18 protein-coding genes and 1 pseudogene are annotated in these 24704 nt (G+C 72.1%); 8 read left to right on the forward strand and 11 right to left on the reverse strand.

From position 1 onward, the window contains the following. Positions 1-216: 216 nt before the first annotated feature. Positions 217-1113 (reverse strand): LysR family transcriptional regulator, encoded by an 897-nt coding sequence (locus IF88_RS0113470; protein ID WP_030710667.1) that lies wholly within the window; start codon positions 1111-1113, stop codon positions 217-219. A gap of 82 nt (positions 1114-1195) precedes the next feature. Between IF88_RS0113470 and IF88_RS0113475 the strand changes: the two genes are divergently transcribed. Continuing rightward, on the forward strand, positions 1196-2176 hold the full coding sequence (locus IF88_RS0113475; protein ID WP_051836824.1) for an EamA family transporter: 981 nt from the start codon (positions 1196-1198) through the stop codon (positions 2174-2176). Here IF88_RS0113475 and IF88_RS0113480 read toward each other — a convergent pair. Next, positions 2082-2585 (reverse strand): annotated as a pseudogene (locus IF88_RS0113480) (GNAT family N-acetyltransferase); the annotation flags it as partial. The gene IF88_RS0113475 and the pseudogene IF88_RS0113480 overlap by 95 nt on opposite strands. A 332-nt stretch (positions 2586-2917) precedes the next feature. On the opposite strand from IF88_RS0113480, the gene IF88_RS0113485 reads away from it, so the two are divergent. Both IF88_RS0113485 and IF88_RS0113490 read left to right on the forward strand, forming a co-directional pair. Continuing rightward, on the forward strand, positions 2918-5176 hold the full coding sequence (locus tag IF88_RS0113485; RefSeq protein WP_051836826.1) for an ATP-dependent RecD-like DNA helicase: 2259 nt from the start codon (positions 2918-2920) through the stop codon (positions 5174-5176). Positions 5177-5358: 182 nt separating this feature from the next. Next, on the forward strand, positions 5359-6648 hold the full coding sequence (locus IF88_RS0113490; protein WP_030710677.1) for a citrate synthase: 1290 nt from the start codon (positions 5359-5361) through the stop codon (positions 6646-6648). 437 nt (positions 6649-7085) lie between these two features. Here the strand turns inward: IF88_RS0113490 and IF88_RS0113495 are convergent, their stop codons facing one another. From IF88_RS0113495 to IF88_RS0113505, 3 genes are all read right to left on the reverse strand, one after another. Then, a complete protein-coding gene (locus IF88_RS0113495) occupies positions 7086-9383 on the reverse strand; it encodes a heavy metal translocating P-type ATPase (protein WP_030710679.1) in 2298 nt (765 codons plus the stop codon). Positions 9384-9510: 127 nt separating this feature from the next. Continuing rightward, the gene (locus IF88_RS0113500; RefSeq protein WP_030710681.1) at positions 9511-9744 is read right to left on the reverse strand and encodes a heavy-metal-associated domain-containing protein; all 234 of its coding nucleotides are present in this window, start codon (positions 9742-9744) and stop codon (positions 9511-9513) included. A 186-nt stretch (positions 9745-9930) separates the two neighbouring features. After that, positions 9931-10590 carry a TetR/AcrR family transcriptional regulator gene (locus IF88_RS0113505; protein ID WP_234323515.1) on the reverse strand — a complete coding sequence of 220 codons (660 nt, stop codon included), beginning with the start codon at positions 10588-10590 and terminating at the stop codon, positions 9931-9933. 130 nt (positions 10591-10720) lie between these two features. On the opposite strand from IF88_RS0113505, the gene IF88_RS0113510 reads away from it, so the two are divergent. Further along, positions 10721-12988 (forward strand): MMPL family transporter, encoded by a 2268-nt coding sequence (locus IF88_RS0113510; RefSeq protein WP_030710685.1) that lies wholly within the window; start codon positions 10721-10723, stop codon positions 12986-12988. 94 nt (positions 12989-13082) lie between these two features. On the opposite strand, the gene IF88_RS0113515 is transcribed toward IF88_RS0113510, so the two are convergent. The 3 genes from IF88_RS0113515 to IF88_RS0113525 form a co-directional block, all read right to left on the reverse strand. Continuing rightward, positions 13083-13283, reverse strand: a complete 201-nt coding sequence (locus tag IF88_RS0113515) for a helix-turn-helix transcriptional regulator (protein WP_030710687.1) — start codon at positions 13281-13283, stop codon at positions 13083-13085. A gap of 242 nt (positions 13284-13525) precedes the next feature. Then, positions 13526-14539, reverse strand: a complete 1014-nt coding sequence (locus tag IF88_RS0113520; RefSeq protein WP_030710688.1) for a Gfo/Idh/MocA family protein — start codon at positions 14537-14539, stop codon at positions 13526-13528. 19 nt (positions 14540-14558) lie between these two features. After that, a complete protein-coding gene (locus IF88_RS0113525; protein WP_030710689.1) occupies positions 14559-15473 on the reverse strand; it encodes a sugar phosphate isomerase/epimerase family protein in 915 nt (304 codons plus the stop codon). 34 nt (positions 15474-15507) lie between these two features. On the opposite strand from IF88_RS0113525, the gene iolC reads away from it, so the two are divergent. Genes iolC through IF88_RS0113545 form a run of 4 tightly spaced genes read left to right on the forward strand, consistent with a single transcriptional unit; the run spans position 15508 to position 20700 of the window. Then, positions 15508-16488 carry a 5-dehydro-2-deoxygluconokinase gene (gene iolC, locus IF88_RS0113530; RefSeq protein ID WP_420710946.1) on the forward strand — a complete coding sequence of 327 codons (981 nt, stop codon included), beginning with the start codon at positions 15508-15510 and terminating at the stop codon, positions 16486-16488. 7 nt (positions 16489-16495) lie between these two features. Next, entirely contained in the window at positions 16496-17317 is an 822-nt protein-coding gene (gene iolB / locus IF88_RS0113535; RefSeq protein WP_030710692.1) for a 5-deoxy-glucuronate isomerase, read from the forward strand. Next, the gene (gene iolD / locus IF88_RS0113540) at positions 17314-19188 is read left to right on the forward strand and encodes a 3D-(3,5/4)-trihydroxycyclohexane-1,2-dione acylhydrolase (decyclizing) (RefSeq protein WP_030710694.1); all 1875 of its coding nucleotides are present in this window, start codon (positions 17314-17316) and stop codon (positions 19186-19188) included. Before iolB ends, iolD begins: the two co-directional genes overlap by 4 nt. A 12-nt stretch (positions 19189-19200) precedes the next feature. Then, positions 19201-20700 (forward strand): CoA-acylating methylmalonate-semialdehyde dehydrogenase, encoded by a 1500-nt coding sequence (locus IF88_RS0113545; protein WP_030710701.1) that lies wholly within the window; start codon positions 19201-19203, stop codon positions 20698-20700. Between the two features lie 106 nt (positions 20701-20806). Here the strand turns inward: IF88_RS0113545 and IF88_RS0113550 are convergent, their stop codons facing one another. The 3 genes from IF88_RS0113550 to IF88_RS0113560 form a co-directional block, all read right to left on the reverse strand. Beyond that, positions 20807-21973: a hypothetical protein gene (locus tag IF88_RS0113550; RefSeq protein WP_030710703.1), complete on the reverse strand. Its 1167-nt coding sequence runs from the start codon at positions 21971-21973 to the stop codon at positions 20807-20809. A gap of 60 nt (positions 21974-22033) precedes the next feature. Next, entirely contained in the window at positions 22034-23098 is a 1065-nt protein-coding gene (locus tag IF88_RS0113555; RefSeq protein ID WP_030710705.1) for a WxL protein peptidoglycan domain-containing protein, read from the reverse strand. 85 nt (positions 23099-23183) lie between these two features. After that, positions 23184-24476 carry a hypothetical protein gene (locus IF88_RS0113560; RefSeq protein WP_234323516.1) on the reverse strand — a complete coding sequence of 431 codons (1293 nt, stop codon included), beginning with the start codon at positions 24474-24476 and terminating at the stop codon, positions 23184-23186. Positions 24477-24704: the final 228 nt, after the last annotated feature.

The raw sequence follows: 24704 nt of genomic DNA on the forward strand, positions 1-24704 counted from the left end.
CGGCATACGAGATTCCTCTACGTCTCGTGGGCTCGGAGATGTGTATAAGAGACAGCTCCTCGGGCGCCGAACGTGGCGGGGGGTCGGAGGGTCTGGGCACCTTGCGTTCGACGCCCTGCGGGGATCACCCCGACACACACCCGGCCCCGCCCAAACCGCCCGGTGTGGCCCCGACGGAACGGTTCGGTGCGTGCCCGGCCGTGCCGGGGCGTGGGGTTAGGCGGGCCAGTGGGACTGGAGGGTTTTTACGGCCTCCGTGATGGCGGGGCGGCGGGCGGCGCCGGTGCGCCACAGGGCGTACAGGCGGCGTACGGGGCCCGGTTCCAGGGGGACCGCCACCGCGCCCGGCGGGAGGGTTCCGGTGCCCAGGCGGGGTACGACGGCGACGCCGAGGCCGGCCGCGACCAGGGCGACGATGGTGTGGTTCTCCTCCGCCACGTGCGCGATGTCGGGTTCGAAGCCGGCCGCGCGCAGGGTCCGTACCAGCCAGTCGTGGCAGACCCGGCCGGGCGGCTGGCAGACCCAGCGCTCGCCGCCGAGGTCGCCGCGCTGGACGGTCCGGCGCGTGGTGAAGGGGTGGCCGGCCGGGACGACCAGGTCGCAGAGGTCGTCGCCGATCACCGCCTGCTCGATCCCCTCGGGCGCGGGCAGCGGGGCGATGTCCCAGTCGTGGGCCACCGCCAGATCGGTGACGCCCCGCGCCACCAGGTCGACGGACAGGTGCGGGTCCACCTCGGTCAGGCGTACTTCGAGGGCGGGGTGGCGGGCTGCCAGATCGGCCAGGACGCCCGGCAGCAGCCCGCGCGCCGCCGAGGCGAAGGCGGCCACCGTCAGCAGCCCGCTCGGCTGCCCGCGCCGCTCCTCCAGGGTGGTCTCGGCGTGTTCCACGATCGCCAGCAACTGCTGTGCCGTGTCGGCCAGATGGCGGGCCTCCTCGGTGAGCGCGACCCCGCGCCCGCGCCGCTCCAGCAGGGTGGTGCGGGTCTCCCGTTCCAGTTTGGAGATCTGCTGCGAGACCGCGGAGGGGGTGTAGCCGAGGGCGGCCGCCGCGCCCGCGACCGAGCCGTGGACGGAGACGGCGTGCAGGGCGCGCAGCCGGGCAAGATCGAGCATGTCGCTATCATAAGCACTGCTTCATTGACCGCGGTAGTGATTCGCGCTGGTGCTACATGGTCGGGGCGACGATGGTGGGGGCATGCGTCCCGTACACACCGCACTCGCCGTGCTCGTCGCCGCCGTTTGGGGCTTCAACTTCGTCGTCATCGAGATCGGGCTGGATCATTTCCCGCCGCTGTTGCTGTCCGCCTTGAGGTTCCTGGTCGCCGCCCTGCCCGCCGTGTTCTTCGTGGGGCGGCCCAAGACCGCCTGGAAATGGATCATCGGGGTCGGGATCGCCCTCGGCGTCGCCAAGTTCGGCCTGCTCTTCACGGGCATGGACGCCGGGATGCCCGCCGGGCTGTCCTCACTGGTGCTCCAGATCCAGGCCGTCTTCACCGCCGCGCTGGCCGCGGTGGTGCTGCGCGAACGGCCCGGCCGGGTACGGGTGCTCGGCATGACCGTGGCGTTCGCCGGGATCGCGGTCGCCGCGGTGGACGGCGGGACCTCCGGGCCGGTGCTCGGCTTCACGCTGGTCGTGGCGGCCGCCGCCTGCTGGGGCGTGTCCAACGTGCTGACCCGCAAGGCCTCGCCGCCCGACGCCCTGAACTTCATGGTGTGGGTGTGCACGGTCCCGGTGCTGCCGCTGCTCGCGCTGTCCCTGGTGTTCGAGGGGCCCGAGCGGGACCTGGCCGCGCTGCGGTCCCTGGACTGGTCCGGAGTGGCCGTCATCGGCTACGTCGCCTGGGTGTCCACCGTCTTCGGCTTCGTCGCCTGGAGTTACCTGCTGCGCCGCTATCCGGCTTCCGCGGTGGCGCCGTTCTCGCTGCTGGTGCCGGTCTTCGGGATGTCCTCGGCGGCCCTGGTGCTGGGGGAGTCCGTCTCGGGGCTGCGCTGGCTGGCGGCCGTACTCCTGGTCGGCGGTGTCGCCCTTACCTCGCTGGCCCCCGCGCGCGCCTCGAACCGTACGGGGGTCGGTTCGGGCGTCAGCGCGGGGAGCCCTCCTGGAGGGGCAGCCGCCAGTCCTGTCCCGTCAGGCTCACTCCGTACGAGCGGTGCGGCCGCTCCGCGATCAGGGTGAACCCGGCCTTCAGGTAGAGCTCCCGGGCCTCGGTGAGCACGTCGTTGGTCCACAGCACCAGCTCGCGGTAGCCGACCGAGCGGGCGAAGGCCACGACGGTGCCGACGAGCAGGGAGCCGATGTCGCGGCCGCGGCCCTCCGGGTCGACGAGGAGCAGACGGAGCCGGGCGGTGCCGGGGGCGCCGTCCTCGCGCACGCACATCACCGAACCGACCGGGCGGCCGTCCAGCTCCGCGATCCACACCCGTTCCAGATAGGGGTCGTGGTCCTGGGCGAAGTCCGCGACGATCCGGGCGACCAGCCCCTCGAAGTCGCTGTTCCAGCCGTACTCGGCGGCGTACAGCGCGCCGTGGCGCTGCACGATCCACCCCAGGTCACCCGGCTCCGGGTCCCGCAGCCGCACGCTCTCAGCCATGGCCCAACTCTAGGGGGGCGGCCCCCGAACGGTTACTGGCCGAGCATGCCGCCCAGGCCGCCGCGGAAACGCTACTTGTGAGGTGATTTGGCGGCACCTTGAGTAGGCGTCCGGTAACGGAAAAGCAAAGCTGTGGCTCCGGATGCAACCGTGCGGGGGTATCGCGGGTCGTATGGTGCGTCGGCACTTCCGGGGAGGGATCTGGGGGGATCGGGAAGTCCGACACGGGAGGGGTAACCGTGAGGGGGTCCGGCCGCGAGGCGGGACCCCCTTCGCGCTGTCCACAGGCCTGACGCGTTGTCGGCGCGGCCCGGTAGCGTCGGGGCATGGCAACAGACGGGGCACGGGTGGTTCCGGTGCAACTGGCGGTGGTCGAGGGGGTGCTGGAGCGCATCACCTACGCCAACGAGGAGAGCGGGTACACGGTCGCCCGCGTCGACACCGGCCGCGGCAGCGGTGACCTGCTCACCGTGGTCGGCTCGCTGCTGGGCGCGCAGCCCGGCGAATCGCTGCGCATGGAGGGCCGCTGGGGCTCCCACCCGCAGTACGGCCGGCAGTTCACCGTGGAGAACTACAAGACCGTGCTGCCCGCGACCATCCAGGGCATCCGCCGGTATCTGGGGTCGGGTCTGATCAAGGGCATCGGACCGAAGATCGCCGACCGGATCGTGGAGCACTTCGGGACGGACACCCTCGACGTCATCGAGGCCGAGCCGAAGCGGTTGATCGAGGTGCCCGGACTCGGGCCCAAGCGGACGAAGCTGATCGGCGCCGCCTGGGAGGAGCAGAAGGCCATCAAGGAGGTCATGGTCTTCCTCCAGGGCGTCGGCGTCTCCACCTCCATCGCCGTCCGCATCTACAAGAAGTACGGGGACGCCTCCATCTCGGTGGTGCGGAACCAGCCGTACCGGCTCGCCGCCGACGTCTGGGGCATCGGGTTCCTCACCGCCGACCGGATCGCCCAGGCCGTCGGCATCCCGCACGACAGCCCCGAGCGGGTGAAGGCCGGCCTCCAGTACGCCCTGTCCCAGTCCACCGACCAGGGGCACTGCTTCCTGCCGGAGGACCGGCTCATCGCCGACGGGGTCAAGCTGCTCCAGGTGGACACCGGGCTGGTGATCGACTGCCTGGCCGAGCTCGCCGCCGATCCGGAAGGGGTCGTACGGGAGCCCGTACCGGATCCGCAGGGCGGGCCGGATCCGCTGACCGCCGTGTACCTGGTGCCCTTCCACCGGGCCGAGCTGTCGCTGGTGGGGCAGGTGCGCCGGCTCCTGAACGCCGAGGACGACCGGATGCCTGCGTTCCGGGACGTGGACTGGGACAAGGCCCTGGGCTGGCTCGCCGGGCGGACCGGGGCCACGCTCGCCCCCGAGCAGCGGGACGCGGTCAGGCTCGCGCTGACCCGCAAGGTCGCCGTCATGACCGGCGGTCCCGGCTGCGGAAAGTCCTTCACCGTACGCTCGATCGTCGAGCTGGCCCGGGCCAAGAAGGCCAAGGTGGTGCTGGCCGCGCCCACCGGCCGGGCGGCGAAGCGGCTGTCCGAGCTGACCGGGGCCGAGGCCTCCACGGTGCACCGGCTGCTGGAGCTCAAACCGGGCGGGGACGCGGCGTACGACCGGGAACGGCCGCTGGACGCGGACCTGGTCGTGGTCGACGAGGCCTCGATGCTGGACCTGCTGCTGGCCAACAAGCTGGTCAAGGCGGTGGCGCCGGGGGCGCACCTGCTGCTGGTCGGTGATGTGGACCAGCTGCCCTCGGTCGGCGCCGGGGAGGTGCTGCGGGACCTGCTGGCCGAGGGCGGCCCGGTGCCCGCGGTCCGTCTCACCCGGATCTTCCGGCAGGCCCAGCAGTCGGGGGTGGTCACCAACGCCCACCGGATCAACACCGGGCTGCCGCCGATCACGGACGGGCTCCCGGACTTCTTCCTCTTCGCGGAGGAGGACACCGAGGCGGCCGGGGTGCTCGCCGTGGACGTGGCGGCGCGCAGGATTCCGGCCCGGTTCGGGCTCGACCCGCGGCGGGACGTCCAGGTGCTCGCGCCCATGCACCGCGGCCCGGCCGGCGCCGGGAACCTCAACGGGCTGCTCCAGCAGGCGATGACACCGGCCCGGCCGAACCTGCCGGAGAAGCGGTTCGGCGGCCGGGTCTTCCGGGTGGGCGACAAGGTGACCCAGGTCCGCAACAACTACGAGAAGGGGGCGAACGGCGTCTTCAACGGCACGGTCGGCGTGGTCACCGGGCTCGACGTGGACGAACAGCGCCTGACGGTGCGTACGGAGGAGGACGAGGAGATCGGGTACGAGTTCGCGGAGCTCGACGAGCTGGCCCACGCGTACGCCGTCACCATCCACCGTTCCCAAGGGAGTGAATATCCCGCGGTGGTGATCCCGGTCACCACCGGGGCTTGGATGATGCTCCAGCGCAACTTGCTCTACACGGCGGTGACCAGGGCCAAGAAACTGGTCGTCCTCGTCGGGTCCCGCAAGGCCCTCGGCCAGGCGGTGCGTACCGTTTCCGCAGGCAGGAGGTACACGGCGGTCGCACCCAGGCTGTCCGGCCGGATACCGGTGGGAAACATCACCTAGATGATCGATCATTTGGGGTTCCACCACCGGTGCGGAGGGGGCAGGATGAGCAGCTTGACGGCACTCAGTGCCGTCGAAAGCACCAAAGGCCGACCCCGAGTGCACTCTCCTGCGCCAAATGGGGGAAGGTAGAGGCAGTCAGGGCACCTCGAAGAAGAGGCACTACGTCGGTGAGGGATGACGTGAGCGACAACTCTGTAGTACTCCGGTACGCGGACGGTGAATACACCTACCCGGTGGTCGAGAGCACCGTCGGTGACCAGGGCTTCGACATCTCGAAGCTGCGGGCCCAGACCGGGCTCGTCACCTTGGACAGTGGCTACGGCAACACCGCGGCCTACAAGTCCGCGATCACCTACCTCGACGGTGAGCAGGGCATCCTGCGTTACCGCGGCTACCCGATCGAGCAGCTGGCCGAGCGTTCGACCTTCATCGAGGTCGCGTACCTGCTGATCAACGGTGAGCTGCCGACCGTCGACCAGCTCGCGTCGTTCCGCAACGAGATCACCCAGCACACGCTGCTCCACGAGGACGTGAAGCGCTTCTACGACGGCTTCCCGCGGGACGCGCACCCGATGGCGATGCTGTCCTCCGTGGTCAGCGCGCTGTCGACGTTCTACCAGGACAGCCACAACCCGTTCGACGAGAAGCAGCGCCACCTCTCGACGATCCGGCTGCTGGCCAAGCTCCCGACGATCGCGGCCTACGCCTACAAGAAGTCGGTCGGCCACCCGGTGGTCTACCCGCGAAACGACCTCGGCTACGTCGAGAACTTCCTGCGCATGACCTTCTCCGTGCCGGCCCAGGAGTACGACCTGGACCCGGTCGTGGTCTCGGCGCTCGACAAGCTGCTGATCCTGCACGCGGACCACGAGCAGAACTGCTCGACCTCCACCGTGCGCCTGGTCGGCTCCTCGCAGGCGAACATGTTCGCCTCGATCTCCGCCGGCATCTCGGCCCTGTGGGGTCCGCTGCACGGTGGCGCCAACCAGTCCGTCCTCGAGATGCTGGAAGGCATCAAGAACGACGGCGGCGACGTGGACGCCTTCATCCGCAAGGTGAAGAACAAGGAAGACGGCGTCCGCCTCATGGGCTTCGGACACCGTGTCTACAAGAGCTTCGACCCCCGGGCGAAGATCATCAAGGCGGCGGCGCACGACGTCCTCTCGGCGCTCGGCAAGAGCGACGAGCTGCTGGACATCGCGCTCAAGCTGGAAGAGCACGCGCTGGCCGACGAGTACTTCGTCTCGCGCAACCTCTACCCGAACGTGGACTTCTACACCGGTCTGATCTACCGGGCCATGGGCTTCCCGACCGAGATGTTCACCGTGCTCTTCGCGCTCGGCCGGCTCCCCGGCTGGATCGCCCAGTGGCACGAGATGATCAAGGAGCCGGGTTCCCGCATCGGCCGCCCGCGCCAGATCTACACGGGCGAGGTCCTGCGCGACTTCGTGCCCGTCGAGTCCCGCTGAACCGAGGTTCGCTGACCCGAGGCTCGCTGACCGAGTCCCTCTGACCCGAGGCTCTCCACCGCGCGGCGTGCGGCCGCGCGGGCAGCACCGCAGGTAACCCCCAGGCGTACGAAAAGCGCCCCGCCGTCGATCCCCCCACGGGTCGACGGTCGGGGCGCTTTCCTTTTCCCCGAAACGGATTCCCCCCACGGGACCCGAGTCGGGGCGTCAGTGTGCCGGGACCCGTTCTGATCGGGAGGGCCGCTCAAAGCCTCCCGCGGGCACGTGTCCCGGCCGGCTGATGCCACAGAAGTCCCCCAGGGCTTCCGTCGAACGTCCCCCAAGACGTTCTTGGCATCGCCCCATTAGACCCGTGACGACCCCGGATGGTTACGTTGCGGTCACTGTGATCTGCGTCTCCCGTGAAGGAACTGTGTGCGTGGTGCGGAGGAGGCCCACTAGCGGAAGGAGCGCAACCGGAGGCTGTTGGTCACCACGAAGACCGAGGAGAAGGCCATCGCGGCCCCCGCGATCATCGGGTTGAGCAGGCCGGCGGCGGCCAGCGGCAGGGCCGCCACGTTGTACCCGAAGGCCCAGAACAGGTTGCCCTTGATGACGGCCAGGGTCCGGCGGGAGAGCCGGATCGCGTCCGCCGCCACCCGCAGGTCGCCCCGTACGAGGGTCAGGTCCCCGGCCTCGATGGCCGCGTCGGTGCCGGTGCCCATGGCGAGCCCCAGGTCCGCCTGGGCCAGCGCCGCCGCGTCGTTGACACCGTCGCCGACCATGGCGACCGTACGGCCCTGCGCCTGCAGGCGGCGTACGACGTCCACCTTGTCCTGCGGGAGCACCTCGGCGATCACCTCGTCGATGCCCACCTCGCGCGCCACCGTCTCGGCGACGGCCTTGTTGTCGCCGGTCAGCAGCACCGGGGTGAGGCCCAGCGCCCGCAGCCGGGCGACCGCCTCGGCGCTGGTCTCCTTGACCGCGTCGGCCACGGTCAGCACCCCGCGCGCCGCCCCGTCCCAGGCCACCAGGACCGCGGTGGCGCCCTCGGCCTCGGCGGCCGCCTTGGCCGCGGCGAGCCCGGCCGGCAGCGCGATCGACCAGTCGGCGAGCAGCTGCTCGCGGCCGACCAGCACGGCGTGTCCGTCGACGACGCCCTGGACGCCGAGGCCCGCGAGGTTCTCGAAGCCCTCCGGGACCGGCAGGGCGCCGGCCCTCTCGGCCGCCGCGGTGGCGATGGCCCGGGCGATCGGGTGCTCCGAGGCGTGCTCCAGGGACCCGGCCAGGCGCAGGAGTTCGTGCTCGTCGACACCCTCGGCGGCGTGGACGCCGGTGAGGGTCATCCGGCCGGTGGTGACGGTGCCGGTCTTGTCCAGGACGACGGTGTCCACGCGGCGGGTGGACTCCAGCACCTCGGGTCCCTTGATCAGGATGCCGAGCTGGGCGCCCCGCCCGGTACCGACCATCAGCGCGGTCGGGGTGGCCAGGCCCAGGGCGCAGGGGCAGGCGATGATCAGGACGGCCACGGCGGCGGTGAAGGCGGCGGTGGGGTCGTCGGTGATCAGCAGCCAGCTGACCCAGGTGCCGAGCGCGAGGACCAGTACGACGGGCACGAAGACCCCGGAGATCCGGTCGGCGAGGCGCTGCACCTCGGCCTTGCCGTTCTGGGCCTCCTCCACCATCCGGGCCATCCGGGCCAGTTGGGTGTCGGCGCCGACCCGCGTGGCCTCGACGACCAGCCGCCCGGAGGCGTTGACGGTGGCTCCGGTGACGGAGTCCCCGACGGACACCTCCACGGGGACGGACTCGCCGGTCAGCATGGAGGCGTCCACGGCGGAACTGCCCTCGACGACCGTGCCGTCGGTGGCGATCTTCTCGCCGGGGCGGACGACGAAGCGGTCGCCGGTGGCGAGCGCGCTCACCGGGACGCGGACCTCCCGGCCCGCGCGCAGGACGGTGACGTCCTTGGCGCCGAGCTCCAGCAGGGCCTTGAGGGCCGCGCCCGCCTTCCGCTTGGAGCGGGCCTCCAGGTAGCGGCCGAGCAGGATGAAGCCGATGACGCCGGCGGCGACCTCCAGGTAGAGGGCGGAGGAACCGTCCGTACGGGAGATGGTGAGGTCGAAGCCGTGCCGCATGCCCGGCATCCCGGCGTGGCCGAAGAACAGGGCCCACAGCGACCACGTGAAGGCGGCCAGCGTGCCGACCGAGACCAGGGTGTCCATGGTGGCGGCGCCGTGCCGGGCGTTGGTCCAGGCGGCCTTGTGGAAGGGGAGGCCGCCCCAGACGACGACGGGGGCGGCGAGGGTCAGCGAGATCCACTGCCAGTTGTCGAACTGCAGGGCCGGGACCATCGACAGCAGCACGACGGGCAGGGCGAGCGCGGCGGAGACCAGCAGCCGCCGGCGCAGCGCGGCCAGCACCGGGTCGGGTGCCTCGGCCTGGGCCAATGCCAGGGCCTGGTCCTGCGCCTGCGTCCCTGCGGAGTCCTCCGCGGGGGCCGGGGCGGGCGGCGGGGGCGGCGGGGGCTCCTCGGCGGTGTAGCCGGTCTTGACGACGGTCGCGATCAGGTCCGTGACCTGCACGTCACCGGTGTAGGAGACGTGGGCCTTCTCGGTGGCGTAGTTCACCGTCGCCTCGACGCCGTCCATCCGGTTGAGCTTCTTCTCGATGCGGGCCGCGCAGGAGGCGCAGGTCATCCCGCCGATCGAGAGTTCGACCGCCGTTATCGGTCCGTCGTGCACTGTGCTGCTCATGTTCCGGCTCCAGGGGGATGGCCGGGCCGTACGGGACCAGTATGAGCTGGCCGGCACGGCCCGGCGGGGTACCGCGGGTGCTGGGGTGGTGCGGGCCGCCGCGGGTGCTGCCGAAGGAGGGGGCGGCTCAGACCTGTCCGGCGAACTCGTAGCCGGCCTCGTCCACGGCCGCGCGGACGTCCTCGTCGGCGAGCGGGGCGGCGGAGACCACGGTGACCTCGCCGGTCGCGGCGACGGCCTTGACCGTGCTGACGCCCTCGAGGGCGGAGATCTCGTTGGTCACCGCGCCCTCGCAGTGGCCGCAGGTCATGCCGGTCACCCGGTAGACGGCGGTGGTCTGGGTGTCCGTCTCGGCGCTCATGTCGTTCTCCTCTTCAGGGGCGTGTCCGGTCACCGGGAGGGGCGGCCGATGGGTCCACCGTCCTCCCGACTCTTCGAGACTATACCCCTGGGGGGTATGAAAGCGAGCCTCGACGCCCAGTGGGCCGGTCGAAGCCGGTGGCGGGGCCGGGCCGGAGTCGGTCAGCCGGAGTGACTCAGGAGCGACTCAGCCGGAGTGGGGCGTGGTGACCATCGGGTCGAGGTAGCGCAGCAGGACGGTCTTCAGCTCCGCGATGTACGCCTCGCGCTCGGCACCCTCGTGAGCCAGGATCAGGTCCAGCGAGGCCTTGAAGATGCCCAGGATCATGTTCGAGGCGTGGGCGAGCTCGGCGGGCCCGGACTCCGGGCAGAAGGTGTGCAGCACGCCCTCGATCCGGGAGAGCAGGCTGGAGTGCAGCTTCCAGTGCTCCTGGTCGATGGAGCCCGGGATGCCGGAGCCGTGCATGAGGGCCCAGAAGGCCGGGTTCTCGCAGTTGAAGGCGATGACCGGGTCCAGGACGGCGTCCAGCAGCTCCGGCAGCGGCCGCTGGAGGTTCTCGGGCAGGAAGGCCTGCCCGTGCATCTCGTGGGCCTGCTGGAGCAGCTGCCCGCCGAGCTCGACCGCGATGGCCTCCTTGTTCGGGAAGAACTGGTAGAGCGTGCCCGGCGAGACGCCGGCCTCGCGCGCGATGGCGTTGGTGCTGGCCGCGGCGTAGCCCGTACGGCAGAACACCCCGGCGGCGGCCGCCAGGAGCTGGGAGACCCGACGCTCGCCCCGCGCCTGGCGGCGGCGCGGTGCGGCGGCTTCACCGGTTTCGGTTGTTTTGCCCTTAGGTGTCCCCGGCATTCCCATCCCTTGCTTCCCTGGGGCGATTGACAAACGCGAGTGGGCGCTCGCATTCTGGAGAAACGCGAGCGACTGCTCGTGTTTGCCAGTCTATTTGGCCTGGCAATCACGGTGAAGGGGACACCGAGTGATGTCCGAAGTCAAGAATCCGCCGTCGTCCGGGGAGAGCGGCAGGTGGACCCGGTTCGTCACGGCCCGGCCACGGCTTTCGCTGCTGCTCGCCCTGGTGGTCACGGCCCTGGCCGTGTTCGCGGGCGGCGGCGCCGCCGACAGGATGGGCAGCGGCGGCTGGGAGGACCCGGGCGCCGAGTCCACCTACGCCGCCGAGGCCCTGGAGCGCGAGTTCCCGGCCTCCCAGCCCAATCTGCTGCTGCTCGTCGACGCCGGTCCGGGAACCGCCGGCGTGGACGATCCCGCGGTCGCGGCCGAGGCGGAGCGGCTGACGGCGCAGCTCGCCGCCGAGCATGGAGTCGTCGGCGTCGGCTCCTACTGGCGCACGCAGCTGCCCACCCTGCGCTCCGAGGACGGCCGGCAGGCCCTCATCGCCGCCCGGGTCCTCGGCGACGAGAAGACCACCACCGCGGTGCTGGACCGGATCGACCCGCACTACCGGGGCGAGCGCGGCCCGGTGCGGGTCTCCTTCGGCGGGCCGGTCGCGGTCCAGCGCGAAGTGACCACCACCATCCAGGAGGATCTGCTGCGCGCCGAGATGATCGCGCTGCCGGTCACCCTCGTCCTGCTCATCCTCGTCTTCGGCAGCGCCGTCGCCGCCCTGCTGCCCCTCGGCGTCGGCATCGTGGCCATCCTCGGCACCAACGCGGTGCTGCGGGGCCTCACCGAGTTCACCGACGTCTCCGTCTTCGCCCAGAACCTCACCACCGCGCTCGGGCTCGGGCTCGCCATCGACTACGCCCTGTTCATCGTCCGGCGGTTCCGCGAGGAACTCGCCGCCGGACGGGACCCGGTGGCCGCCGTCGGGGCCACCCTGCGCACCGCCGGGCGCACGGTGCTCTTCTCGGCGCTGACCGTCGCGGTCTCGCTCTCGGCGATGCTCTTCTTCCCGATGTACTTCCTGCGCTCCTTCGCCTACGCCGGCGTGGCGGTGGTCCTGCTCGCCGCGGCGGCCGCGCTGATCCTGCTTCCCGCCGCCCTGGTGCTGCTCGGCGAGCGGGTCAACTCATTCGACCTGCGCAGGCTGTGGCGGCGCAGGCGGCCGGCCGAGGTCTCGGCCGAACCGGGGCGGGGCTGGGCGCGAGCGGCCCTTCTGGTGATGCGCCGGGCTCCCGTCTTCGCGGTGGCCACCACGGCCGGACTGCTGCTGCTCGGACTGCCCTTCCTCGGCGTGAAGTTCGGCACGGTGGACGACCGGCAGCTGCCGAAGACCGCGGAGTCGCATGTGGTCCAGCAGCAGATCCGGGACTCCTTCCCGGGCAGCCCCGGCGGAACGCTCACCGTCCTCACCGAGGACGCGGCCGGGCCCGCCGAGCTCGCCGCCTACCGGGAACGCCTGGCCCTCCTGCCCGGAGTGGTCCGGGTCGACGGGCCGGTGAGCTCCGCGAACACCGCGCGGTACGCCTACTTCTCGCTCACCACCGAGGGTGAGGCGGTGGGGCAGCAGGCCCAGGACCTGGTCGGCGAGGTGCGCGGGGTGGACGCGGACTTCCGGACCTCCGTGACCGGCGAGGCGGCACGGCTCGTCGACGCGCAGAAGGCGATAGCGGGCAAGCTGCCCCTGTCGCTGGCCGTGGTGGTGCTCGCCACGCTGCTGCTGGTGTTCCTGCTCACCGGGAGCGTGCTCATACCGGTCCAGGCGGTCCTGCTCAACGCCCTGAGCCTGACCGCGATGTTCGGGGCGGTGGTGTGGGTCTTCCAGGAGGGCAACCTCTCCGGACTGCTCTCCTTCACCTCCACCGGCGACATCGAGACCAACCTGCCGGTCCTGATGTTCTGCATCGCCTTCGGACTCTCCATGGACTACGGGGTGTTCCTCATATCCCGGATCAAGGAGGAGTACGACCGGACCGGGGACCACGAGGGAGCCGTGCGCACCGGCCTGGCGCGCACCGGCGGGCTGATCACCGCGGCGGCCGTGATCCTGGCCGTGGTGATGGTGGCCATCGGCACCTCGCGCGTGACCAACACCAAGATGCTGGGGCTCGGGATCGCGCTGGCGGTGCTGATGGACGCCATGGTCGTACGCAGTCTCCTCGTCCCGGCGGTCATGAAGCTGACCGGGAAGGCCACATGGTGGGCGCCGGGCCCGCTGCGCAGGCTGCACGAGAGGTTCGGACTGAGCGAGGGGGAGTCCCTGCCGACGGCGGCCGAGCCGGCGGCGGAGCCGAAGTCGGAGCCGAAGCCGGATTCCGAGCCGGAGAGGGTGGCCGCCGGGACCGCCTAGCCGGAGGCCTGCGGGCCGGTCAGGGGTGACCGGTCAGGCAGGGCCGGGGGTACGGGGCGGGGCCCGGGTGGCCGCGTCCCGCACCGGGGAGGTGTCAGTCCTCGCGGCGCCCCCGGTTGCCGGGGCGGCGGGCCACCCAGGCCCGCACGGTGTCGGCGTACCAGTACGGCTTGCCGCCCTCCACATGGTCGGGTGGGGGGAGCAGGCCGTGCTTGCGGTAGGAGCGCACTGTGTCCGGCTGGACCCGGATGTGAGCGGCGATCTCTTTGTACGACCACAGCTGTCGGTCGCTCATGCGGGACACCTCCTTGTCCACACGGCAGAGTCGGCCGGGAGGCCGTCGGGGGAGCCGACGCGTGGACAGTGACGATCACTGACGATCACTCGGGTTCTGCCCGGGGAACGACGTGGGGTGACGGCAGGGGAGGGGCTGTCGACCGCCTGTGACGGAAAACCCGCGTAACGCGGATATGCGTGACACAAGGGTGACCCCTGTGACAGATGCGGCACAGGGGTCGCTTGCGGGGCGGGGCGGGATCAGCGGTACAGCGCCGGCCGTTCCGCCAGCTCCACGAGGGTGCGTACGCCGCTGCGCGCGGCCGCGAGGCCCGCCTCGGAGACGGCCGCCGCCGCATAGCCGTCCCAGGCGTCCGGACCCGCCACCCGGCCGCGCGCGGCCGCGGCCACCCAGCGCCGCAGCTGCCGGTCGTAGGCGTCGGCGAAGCGCACCGTGAAGTCCTGGACGATCTCGCCGCCCCACCGGCCCGCCGACTGGACCACCATCGCGTGGCCGTCGCCGATCCGGGCGCTGCCCGCCTCGCCGACCGCCTCGCACTGCACCTGGTAGCCGAATCCGCAGTTGACGAAGATCTCCACGTCGACGACGGCCCCGCCGGAGGTCTCCAGCAGCACCATCCGGGGATCCCGCAGCCCCTCGGGGGCAGCGGCCGTGGGCCGGGGGGAGAGCACGGTCACCGCGGTGATCTCCTGCCCCAGCAGCCAGCGCGCGGCGTCCACCTCGTGCACCACCGAATCGCTGATGAGCATGTCGCTGGTGAAGAAGGACGGCGAGGAGGCGTTGCGGTGCCGGCAGTGCAGGAAGAGGGGTCGCCCGATCCCGCCCGCGTCCAGCAGCTCCTTCAGCCGCTCGTACTCCGCGTCGAACCGCCGCATGAAGCCCACCTGCACCAGACGCCGGCCCAGCCGCCGTTCGGCCTCCATGACGCGCAGTGCACCCGCCGGGTCCGGGGTCAGCGGCTTCTCGCACAGCACCGGAAGCTTCCGCTCCAGGGCGTGGAGGATCGCTTCCTCATGGGCGGGGCCCGGGGAGGCGATCAGTACGGCCTCAACCCCCGGCGCGGCTATCGCGGCCGCCGGATCGGTGTGCGCGCTCACCCCGTCGAGGGTGCCCGCGACCTCCTTGACCCGGTCCCCGTCCGGATCGGCCACGGCCGCCACCCGGGCCCCGCCCACGGTCCGCCCGATCCGGCGCACGTGGTCGGCGCCCATCTTCCCGGTGCCGATGACGGCGATGCCGAGCGTGCTGGTCATGTCGTGTTCCCTCCGGGAGTCAGCGGGCGCCGCAGGAGCGCAGGTAGGCACGGGTACGCCGGGCGATCGGCAGCGGCTGGTCGGGCGGACAGGGATACATGTCCTGCTCCACGATGGCGAACAGGTCCACGCCCAGCCGCTGGGCCGCCGCCAGTACGGGCTCCAGCGCGGGCACCCCCGACGGCGGTTCGCACATCACCCCGCGGCCCACGGCCGGCCCGAAGGGCAGCTCCTCCGCGAGGACTTCGGCGAGGATCCGCGGGTCCACCTGCTTCAGGTGGAGGTAGCCGATCCGCTCGGCGAACGTCTCGATCGCCCGGACGCTGTCGCCGCCGCAGTACGCGTAGTGCCCGGTGTCCAGGCAGAGCGAGACGAGGCCGGGATCGGTCGCGTCCAGGAAGCGGGCCACGTTCTCCGGGGTGTCGATGTGGGTGTCGGCGTGCGGGTGGACGACGATCCGCAGCCCGTACCGGTCCTGGACCTCCCGGCCCAGCCGCTCGGTCTGGGAGGTCAGTTCACGCCATTGCGCCGGGGTCAGGACGCGGTCCTCCCGCACCTCCCCGGTCTTGTCGTCCCGCCAGAAGGAGGGGATGACGACGAGATGGGCCGCGCCCATGGCCCGGGTCAGCGCCGCGATCCGCGACACGTGCTCCCAGGTGTCCTCCCACACGGCGGGCCCGTGATGGAGTCCGGTGAAGACGGTTCCGGCCGAGACCCGCAGTCCGCGCTTGGCCGTTTCCTCGGCGAGTCGGGCGGGATCGGTGGGCAGATAGCCGTAGGGGCCGAGCTCGATCCACTCGTACCCCGCGTCGGCGACCTCGTCGAGGAAACGCTCCCAAGGAGTCTGCCGGGGGTCGTCGGGAAACCAGACACCCCAGGAGTCCGGAGCCGAACCGATGCGGATACGGGTCAACGCGGGCGGGGAGGACGTCATAGCGGCCACCTTAGGCGGGAGACGAGGGAGACGAGTGGGAGGACTGACTGTGACCGGCACCGACGATCCGTTCGCGTTCGACCTGATCACGATGGGCCGCATCGGGGTGGATCTCTACCCGTTGACGACCGGCGTACCACTGGCCGAGGCGGAGACCTTCGGGAAGTTCCTGGGCGGCTCCCCGGCCAACGTGGCCGTCGCGGCCGCCCGGCTGGGACGGCGGGTGGCGGTGATCACCCGGACCGGCGCGGACCCCTTCGGCACGTATCTGCGCTCCGAGCTGCGGGGGTTCGGGGTGGACGACCGGTGGGCGACCGAGGTGACCGGCCTGCCCACGCCGATCACCTTCTGCGAGATCTTCCCGCCGGACCACTTCCCCCTGTACTTCTACCGGCTGCCGAAGGCCCCGGACCTGGAGATCGCCCCGGACGAGGTGGACCTGGAGGCGGTACGGGCGGCCCGCGTGTTCTGGATGACGGGCACCGGCCTGAGCGAGGAGCCCTCGCGGGCGGCGACGCTCGCGGCGCTGGAGGCCAGGGCCAAGGCGGGGACGACGGTGTTCGACCTGGACTGGCGGCCGATGCTGTGGCGGGAGAAGCCCGGGCCGTACTACGAGAGGGCGCTCGCGTCGGCGACGGTGGCCGTCGGCAACGCCGAGGAGTGCGAGATCGCCACGGGCGAGTCCGAGCCGTACGGGGCGGCGCGGGCGCTGCTCGCCGCCGGAGTGGAACTGGCCGTGGTCAAACGGGGCCCGGAGGGCGTACTGGCCGTCCACCGCGACGGGACGGTGGCGCAGGTGCCGCCGGTCCCCGTCCGGGTGGTGAACGGGCTCGGGGCGGGGGACGCGTTCGGGGGCGCGCTGTGCCACGGCTTGTTGGCGGGGTGGGAGCTGGGCCGCGTCGTGCGGTACGCGAACGCTGCGGGGGCGATCGTCGCCTCGCGGCTGGCGTGCTCGACCGCGATGCCGTTCCCGCACGAGGTGGAGGAGGTGTTGGGGCGTGCCGGTGGTGTCTGAGTGGGGGATGTCCTGGACGAGGCTGACCGTGCTGGCGCTTGAGCCGGGCGAGGTGTACGCGTACGAGTGCGGGGAGGCGGAGTGGATCGTGCTCCCGCTCGCGGGCGGATGCGAGGTCCGCTGCCGGGGCTCCGCCCCCGACGGTCAACCGGAGGTGTTCGAACTGCGGGGGCGGACAGGGGTGTTCCGGGGCCCCACCGACTTCGTGTACCTGCCCCGGGACGCGCACGCGGAAATCCGCTCGGCCGCCGGCGGGCGGTTCGCGCTCGCCGGGGCCCGCTGCCGGCGGCGGCTGCCCGCGCGGTACGGCCCGGCAGGCGGGGTGCCCGTGGAGCTGCGCGGCGCGGGGCAGTGCTCCCGGCAGGTCAACAACTTCGCGGCGGCCGGGGTGTTCCCCGCCGACCGGCTGATCGCCGTCGAGGTGCTCACCCCCGGCGGGAACTGGTCCTCGTACCCGCCCCACAAGCACGACGAGGACCACCCCGGCGAGGAGTCCCGCCTGGAGGAGATCTACTACTTCGAGATCGCCCCGCACGGGGACACCCCCGGGCTCGGCTACCAGCGGGTCTCGCCTTCCCCCGCCGGGAAGACCGACGTCCTCGCCGAGGTGCGCACCGGCGACGCGGTGCTGATCCCCGACGGCTGGCACGGGCCGTCCATCGCCGCCCCCGGGCACGACATGTACTACCTGAACGTGATGGCCGGGCCGGACGAGACCCGGGAGTGGCTGATCCGGGACCACCCCGACCACGGCTGGATCCGCCGCAGCTGGGACGGCCAGGACGTCGACCCCCGGCTCCCCTTCCCCTCAGAGGAGGCCCACCGGTGAGGCTCACCGTCGCCCAGGCGCTCGTACGCTTCCTGGGCCGTCAGTACACCGAGCGCGACGGCCAGAGGCAGCGCCTGATCGCCGCCACCTGGGGAATCTTCGGGCACGGGAACGTCGCCGGGATCGGCCAGGCGCTGCTGGAGGCCGGGCCGGACGCCATGCCCTTCCTCCAGGGGCGCAACGAGCAGGCCATGGTGCACGCCGCCGTCGGGTACGCCCGCCAGCGCGGCCGGCTCTCCACGCACGCCGTCACCACCTCCATCGGGCCCGGCGCCACCAACCTCGTCACCGGCGCCGCCCTCGCCACGATCAACCGGATCCCGGTGCTCCTGCTGCCCGGGGACACCTTCGCGACCCGGCCCGCCGACCCCGTGCTCCAGCAGCTGGAGGTCCCGTACGCGGGGGACCTGTCGGTCAACGACACCCTGCGGCCCGTCTCCCGCCACTTCGACCGGATCACCCGCCCCGAGGCCCTGATCCCGGCCGCCCTCCAAGCCGTGCGGGTGCTGACCGATCCCGTCCAGACCGGCGCCGTCACCCTGGCGCTGCCGCAGGACGTGCAGGCGCAGGCCCACGACTGGCCCGAGGAGTTCTTCGCCGAGCGCGTGTGGGGCGTACGGCGCCCCCGGCCCGACCGCACGGAGCTCGCCGCGGCCGCCGCGGCCGTACGCGGCTCCGCGCGCCCCCTGATCGTCGCCGGCGGCGGGATCCGGCACAGCGGGGCCGAGGCCGCCCTCGCCGCCTTCGCGGACGCCACCGGGATCCCGGTGGCCGTCACACAGGCGGGCAAGGGCGTGCTTCCGTACGACCACCCGGCCGAGGTGGGCGGGATCGGCCACACCGGCACCGCCACCGCCGACGAACTGGCCCGGGAGGCCGATCTGGTGATCGCCGCCGGGACCCGGCTGACCGATTTCACCACCGCCTCCGCGACCCTCTTCCAGAATCCGGCCGTCCGGTTCATCGGCCTCAACCTGGACCCGTACGACGCCCACAAGCTCGCCGCCCGCCCGCTGGTCGCCGACGCGCGCGAGGGGCTCGACGAGCTCCGGGAGGCGGTCGCCGGGTACCGGGTGGATCCGGCGTACGAGAGCGCGTACGCGGGGCGCAGGAGCGCGTGGGAGGGCCGCGTCGACCACGCGTACGCCGTGTCCGCGGCCGACGAGGAACTCCCGCCCACCCAGGCCCAGGTGCTCGGGCTGCTCGACGGGCTGGTCGACGGCACCGACATCCTGATCAACGCGGCCGGATCGCTCCCCGGTGACCTGCACAAGCTGTGGCGGGCCCGGTCGGCGGACCAGTACCACGTCGAGTACGGGTACTCCTGCATGGGCTACGAGATCCCGGCCGCGATCGGGGTGGGGATGGCCGCGCCCGGCCGGCCGGTGTGGGCGCTGGTCGGCGACGGGACGTACCTGATGAACCCGACCGAGATCGTCACGGCCGTCCAGGAGGGCGTCCCGATCAAGGTGGTGATCCTCGACAACCACGGCTACGCGTCCATCGGCGGCCTGTCGGGGGCGGTCGGCGGTGAGGGCTTCGGCACCGGATACCGCTTCCGTGCGCCCGACGCCTCGTACACGGGGGATCCCCTTCCGGTGGACCTGGCGGCCAACGCGGCCTCGCTCGGAATGGCCGTGATCCGCGCCCGCACGGTACGTGACCTGCGCGAAGCCCTCGCCGAGGCCCGCTCGGCGACGCGTCCCACATGTGTCTACACACAGACCCGAACGCCCGACACTGTGTCGGGCCCACCCCCGGCACAGGCGTGGTGGGATGTTCCTGTGGCCGAGACCGCGACCCGCAAGGCGGCGGCCCAGGCCCGTGAAGAGTACGACCGGCAAGCCGCGCAGCGACGTCGCCATCTGTGAAGGAGCAAGGCAATGAAGACCGTCAACCACTGGATCGGTGGCAAGACCGTCGAGGGCGCGTCGGGCAACTACGGCCCGGTCACCGACCCGGCCACCGGCGAGGTCACCACGCAGGTCGCGCTCGCCTCGGCCGAGGAGGTCGACGCGGCGGTACAGGTCGCCAAGGAGGCCTACCTGAGCTGGGGCCAGTCCTCGCTGGCCGCCCGCACCAAGGTGCTGTTCGCCTACCGCGCCCTGCTGGACGCCAACCGCGACGCCATCGCCGAGCTGATCACCGCCGAGCACGGCAAGGTCCACTCCGACGCGCTGGGCGAGGTCGCGCGCGGCCTGGAGATTGTCGAGCTCGCCTGCGGGATCACCACCCAGCTCAAGGGTGAGCTGTCCACCTCGGTCTCCAACCGGGTCGACGTCTCCGCCATCCGCCAGCCGCTCGGCGTCGTCGCCGGCATCACCCCCTTCAACTTCCCGGCGATGGTGCCGATGTGGATGTTCCCGCTGGCCGTGGCCTGCGGAAACACCTTCATCCTCAAGCCGAGCGAGAAGGACCCGTCGGCCTCCAACAAGCTGGCCGAGCTGGCGAGCGAGGCCGGTCTGCCGGCGGGCGTGCTGAACGTGGTCCACGGCGACAAGGTGGCCGTCGACGCGCTGCTGGCCCACCCCGACATCGCGGCCGTCTCCTTCGTCGGCTCGACCCCGATCGCCCGCCACATCCACACCACCGCCTCCGCCAACGGCAAGCGCGTGCAGGCCCTGGGCGGCGCCAAGAACCACATGCTGGTGCTCCCGGACGCCGACCTGGACGCGGCCGCCGACGCGGCGGTCTCCGCCGCCTACGGCTCGGCCGGCGAGCGCTGCATGGCGATCTCCGCGGTCGTGGCCGTCGGCTCCATCGCCGACACCCTCGTCGACAAGATCCGCGAGCGCGCCGAGAAGATCAAGATCGGCCCCGGCAACGACCCGACCTCCGAGATGGGCCCGCTCATCACGGCCGCCCACCGCGACAAGGTCGCCTCGTACGTCAAGGGCGCGGCCGCCCAGGGCGCCGACGTGGTCCTCGACGGCACCGGCTACACGGTCGAGGGCAACGAGAACGGCCACTGGATCGGCCTCTCCCTGCTCGACAACGTGAAGACCGACTCCGACGCCTACCGCGACGAGATCTTCGGGCCGGTGCTGTGCGTGCTGCGCACGGAGACCTACGAGGAGGGCGTGGCGCTCATCAACGCCTCGCCGTTCGGCAACGGCACCGCGATCTTCACCCGCGACGGCGGCGCCGCCCGCCGCTTCCAGCTGGAGATCGAGGCCGGCATGGTCGGCGTCAACGTCCCGATCCCGGTGCCGGTGGGCTACCACTCCTTCGGTGGCTGGAAGGACTCGCTCTTCGGCGACCACCACATCTACGGGAACGACGGCATCCACTTCTACACCCGCGGCAAGGTCGTCACGACCCGCTGGCCGGACCCCTCGGACGCGCCGGCCGGCGTGGACCTGGGCTTCCCCCGCAACCACTGACCGCCGACCCTGACCGCTGCCCGCCGACGCTGACCGCTGATCGCGCGCAGGCGCCGTAGGCCCGGCTCGCCCCCCGCACACCTCACCGCGGGGGGTGAGCCGCGTTTCAGAGCAGCGACCAGACGTCCTTCGCCGCCCCCGCGCCCCAGACCGCGTCGCCGTGGCCGTAGCCCGGGACCACCGTGAAGGCGACGCGGTCGTTGCCGGCGGCGCGGATCAGCTCCGCGCCGCGGGGGTGGTCACCGCGGCCCAGTCCGGTGTTGACCCAGGCCACCTCGGCGCGGATCCGGTCCCAGGCGATCCGGTACGTGGCGTCGTCGCCCGCCCAGACCGCGGCGAGGTCCCGCATCAGCGCGGTCGGCAGGAGCCCGCTCCCGAGGGCGGCGGTCGCCGCGTGCCAGGTGGCCAGCGGGGTGTGGGTCAGGGCGTACCGGTCCTCGGCCGGGGTGGCGCCGAAGGTGTAGGTCCCGGCGCTGTGCCCCTGGGCGTAGATCCAGTTCGCCGGTCCCGGGAGGGCGGCCGTGCGGATCAGCGCGAAGTGGGCGAGCCCGGCGTGCGTGAAGCGCCGGGTCGGGTCCGGCGGCCAGGGCGCCGGGGAGACGCCGTCCGGATCGGCCACCGCCTTGGCGATCACGGCCGCGAGTCCCGGATCGACGATGTGGACGCCCTGCGCGAGCTGGGTGGCGTACGCGTCCCGCGTATCGGCGGCGCGCACCGCCAGGTCTCCGGTGTACGGGCCGGTGGTGTCCAGGACGAGCACCCGGCGCAGCCGCGGCGAGGTGTCGTACGCGGCCGCGTCCAAGGCGAGGGCGGCTCCGGCGGAGTGCCCGGCGTACCGGTAGGGCAGGCCCAGTACGGAGTCCAGCGCGCCCACCACCCGGGCCAGGTCCCGGCGGTGCGCCGCGAGCCCCCAGTCGGCGGTGATGTCGGCGGCGGCCGCCGCGTCCTCGCGCGGGGTGACCCCGACCACGAGCAGGCCACGGCCGCGCAGTTCGTGCGCGAGGTTGTGGCCGTCCGGGCCGCCCGGGGTGAAGAACTCCGCCGCGAAGTTCAGCCCGCCGCCGGGCAGCAGGTACGCGATCCCGCGCGGCGCCCGTCCGGTGTCCGCGATCACGTCCACCGTGACGGGGGCCGGGCCGCCGCCGTCGAGCGGGAGGGTGAGCCGGATCCAGCCGTCGCCCGGGAGATAGACGGCGGTGCCCGTGCCCAGCGCGCGCGCGATGCGGGTCAGCAGACCCGTGCCCTTGGCCGCGTCGCCGTGCTGTCGTTCCATCGAAGGTGCCTCCCCCCAGGGTGATGGCCGAATACCGTCACCCTGGGACACCTTCGCCGGTCAGCGCGCCTGAGCCAAGTCCGGGGCGGGTTCGACCTGTTCGTGTTCCGTACGGCGCCGGCGGCGCAGCACCCACAGGGTGACCCCGGCGCCCGCCCCGACCAGGAACAGGCCCACGGCCGCCCAGGGGACGGCGATGAAGTCGCTCTCGGACCGCGAGACCAGATCGGGGTGGGCGCTCGCGCCCGCCGTGATCCTGACGGTCACCCAGTCGGACTGCGGGGCGTCCGGCCAGGGTTCGGTCAGCTCGACGCGCTGCCCCGGCAGCAGGGTCAGCCTCAGCTCGCGGGCCGGCCGGTCCAGCACCCGGCGCCCGAACAGGCCCTCGGCGGAGACCGCCACGTTGGGCTCGACGACCACGTTGCCGCGGTTGACCAGCGTGTACGAGACCGTGGCGCGGGCGTTCCGGATCCAGGGCAGCAGCGGCGCCGACCGGCTGATCCGCACGTCCTCCACGCTCAGCCCCGGAGTCAGGGGCCCGGGAACCCGGAAGTACAGCCGGGCGCCCACCGAGCGCTTCACCCCGACCTGGACCTTGCCGTCCTGCTGCACGCCCTCCACGGCGGTGTTCAGGGCGACGATCCCGCCGACGTGGTCACCGGGCGTCGCGTCCGCCGGGACCTTCACGGTGAACGGGATGTCCTTGCGGCCCTTGGCCGGCACGGTGACGGTGCCCGCGGTCTCCGGCGGCAGCGCGATCCACGCGCCGACGTCCTTGCGCCTGGTCTCCACCGGGAGCAGCGCGAAGGCGCCGCCCGCCGGGGTGTTCATCGCGTCGGTGGCGAAGACCTGGAACGTCAGGTCCTTGTCGGAGGAGTTGAGGATCGTCACGCTGTCGCCGAGGACGGTCCCGGCCGTGCCCTGGTGGAAGAAGTACGCGCGGTCGGTCATCGCCGCACCGGCCGCGGGCGTGGGGAAGACCCCCCAGGTGCCGTTGTCCGCGGCGCTCGCCGCGCCGGCCGGGAGCAGGCCCGCACCCAGGAGCAGCAGGCCGAGGAGCAGGCCGTGGAGCAGACCGTGGAGAGGGGTGCGGGTGCGGCTACGCGTACGGCTGCGGGTGCGCATGGGCGGTCTCCAGTCGGCGCCGGAAGGGGAAGGGGTGGTACGGCGCCGGAGCGCCGCACCACCCTGGTGGAGCGGGCCGTACGGGTCAGGCGATCGAGAAGGTCACGACCGTCTGGTAGGTGTCGGCGAACATGAACGGCGGGAGCTGGATCATCCCGGCGCCGCCCACGGCGAACTCACCGCCGGTCAACTCGTCCCCGCCGGCGGCCTGGGAGGCCACCTTCATGGGCACGTCCGAGATCGCGCCGGGCGTGCCCGCGGTGCAGGTGCTCGGGCTGTCCGGGTTGGTCACGGTGCAGGACGGCTGGATGCCGATCTGCGCCTTCGCCATCGAGTGGCCGGTGGCCTGGTTCAGGAACGGCGTACGCGTTGCCGTCACGTCCCAGCCGAGCGAGCCGCCGCGGAAGTCCTGGACGGTCGCGGCGTTGAAGACGCCGACCACCGACTGGGCCTTGCCGTTGATGGTGACCGAGCCGAAGCTGACGGCCGGCTGGCCGTCCTTCGGGCCGAGGGCCAGCGGGCCGGGGAGGACCTCGACGTCGACCGGGTTCTTGACGCCGGCCTGCTCCTCCACGAACACGAACGGCTTGGAGGTGGTCGCACCGTTGATCTTGATCGCGTCGGCCTTCCTGGTGACCGTGAGGGTGCAGGTGGCCACGCCGGCGGCGTCCGCGGTGCCGGTGCCGTTGTCACCGGTCGGCGTGCCCGCGAGCAGGGCGGAGCAGGTGACGGCGCCGGGCGGCATGTTGGCGCCGCTGACGACGACCTCCTGGCCCGCCGGGCCGCTGTTGGGCGTCAGCTTCGTCGTGATCGGGTCCTTGGGCAGGGCCTCGACCGCGACCGAGCCGAGCGGGGCGCTCGGGCGGGGCGCCGGGGTACAGGTGGTGGTGAAGACCGAACCGGAGAGGTCCGCGTCGGTCACCGCGAGATCGAGCGCGACGTTGACCGTGGTGCCCTCGGTGCCGTCCGGGATCTTGATCGTTCCGGAGAAGGCCTTGGGGTCGAGCGGCTGCCCGGCCACGACGCTGACGGTCTCGGGCGGGCTGGTGACCACCTGGGTGGTCGTCCCGACCTTGAGAGTGATCTTGGAGGTGTTCACCGTGGTGACGGAGAACCCGGGGATCAGCGGGCTCGCGCCCGGGTCGATCGTGATCGGGACGACGTCGCCGGCCTTGGCTCCGTCGGGCAGGGTGACCGTCCAGTTCTGGTTACCCGAGCCGTCCGGCTGCGGCGCCGGGGCATCGCAGTTCTCGAAGACGGCGGTGGTCTTCGTCGCGGCCTGCGCGGAGCCCGCCAGGCCCACCACGCCGCCCGTCAGGGCCAGAGACAGGGCTCCCGCCCCGGCCAGCACTCTTCGTCTGAGCATTCTCGTACTCACTGGGTCGCGACTCCTTCGTCATGACGAACCCCTCCCCCCACCCGCTGTGTGGGGGAGGCCGAGCCGGTGCGGTGGCCGATATTGACGCGTCGCGGTGATGAGAAGTCAATGACTTGCTTTCGCCCGAAGCACACAGAAATTGATGGGCCATCAGGGACGGTCTGATGGCCCATCGGATACCGACTGGTCGGGGTGCGCGCCGGCAGTGCCGGGTGCGCCGGGTGTGCC

The organism is Streptomyces sp. NRRL F-2580 (assembly GCF_000720115.1).
Taxonomy (GTDB): Bacteria; Actinomycetota; Actinomycetes; order Streptomycetales; family Streptomycetaceae; genus Streptomyces.

Bases quoted from the DNA above. Each gene is read 5' to 3' on its own strand.
- IF88_RS0113470 (WP_030710667.1), bottom strand. From the start codon at position 1,113: ATGCTCGATCTTGCCCGGCTGCGCGCCCTGCACGCCGTCTCCGTCCAC.
- IF88_RS0113475 (WP_051836824.1), top strand. From the start codon at position 1,196: ATGCGTCCCGTACACACCGCACTCGCCGTGCTCGTCGCCGCCGTTTGG.
- IF88_RS0113485 (WP_051836826.1), top strand. From the start codon at position 2,918: ATGGCAACAGACGGGGCACGGGTGGTTCCGGTGCAACTGGCGGTGGTC.
- IF88_RS0113495 (WP_030710679.1), bottom strand. From the start codon at position 9,383: ATGAGCAGCACAGTGCACGACGGACCGATAACGGCGGTCGAACTCTCG.
- IF88_RS0113500 (WP_030710681.1), bottom strand. From the start codon at position 9,744: ATGAGCGCCGAGACGGACACCCAGACCACCGCCGTCTACCGGGTGACC.
- IF88_RS0113505 (WP_234323515.1), bottom strand. From the start codon at position 10,590: ATGCCGGGGACACCTAAGGGCAAAACAACCGAAACCGGTGAAGCCGCC.
- IF88_RS0113510 (WP_030710685.1), top strand. From the start codon at position 10,721: ATGTCCGAAGTCAAGAATCCGCCGTCGTCCGGGGAGAGCGGCAGGTGG.
- IF88_RS0113515 (WP_030710687.1), bottom strand. From the start codon at position 13,283: ATGAGCGACCGACAGCTGTGGTCGTACAAAGAGATCGCCGCTCACATC.
- IF88_RS0113520 (WP_030710688.1), bottom strand. From the start codon at position 14,539: ATGACCAGCACGCTCGGCATCGCCGTCATCGGCACCGGGAAGATGGGC.
- IF88_RS0113525 (WP_030710689.1), bottom strand. From the start codon at position 15,473: ATGACGTCCTCCCCGCCCGCGTTGACCCGTATCCGCATCGGTTCGGCT.
- iolB (WP_030710692.1), top strand. From the start codon at position 16,496: ATGTCCTGGACGAGGCTGACCGTGCTGGCGCTTGAGCCGGGCGAGGTG.
- IF88_RS0113545 (WP_030710701.1), top strand. From the start codon at position 19,201: ATGAAGACCGTCAACCACTGGATCGGTGGCAAGACCGTCGAGGGCGCG.
- IF88_RS0113550 (WP_030710703.1), bottom strand. From the start codon at position 21,973: ATGGAACGACAGCACGGCGACGCGGCCAAGGGCACGGGTCTGCTGACC.
- IF88_RS0113555 (WP_030710705.1), bottom strand. From the start codon at position 23,098: ATGCGCACCCGCAGCCGTACGCGTAGCCGCACCCGCACCCCTCTCCAC.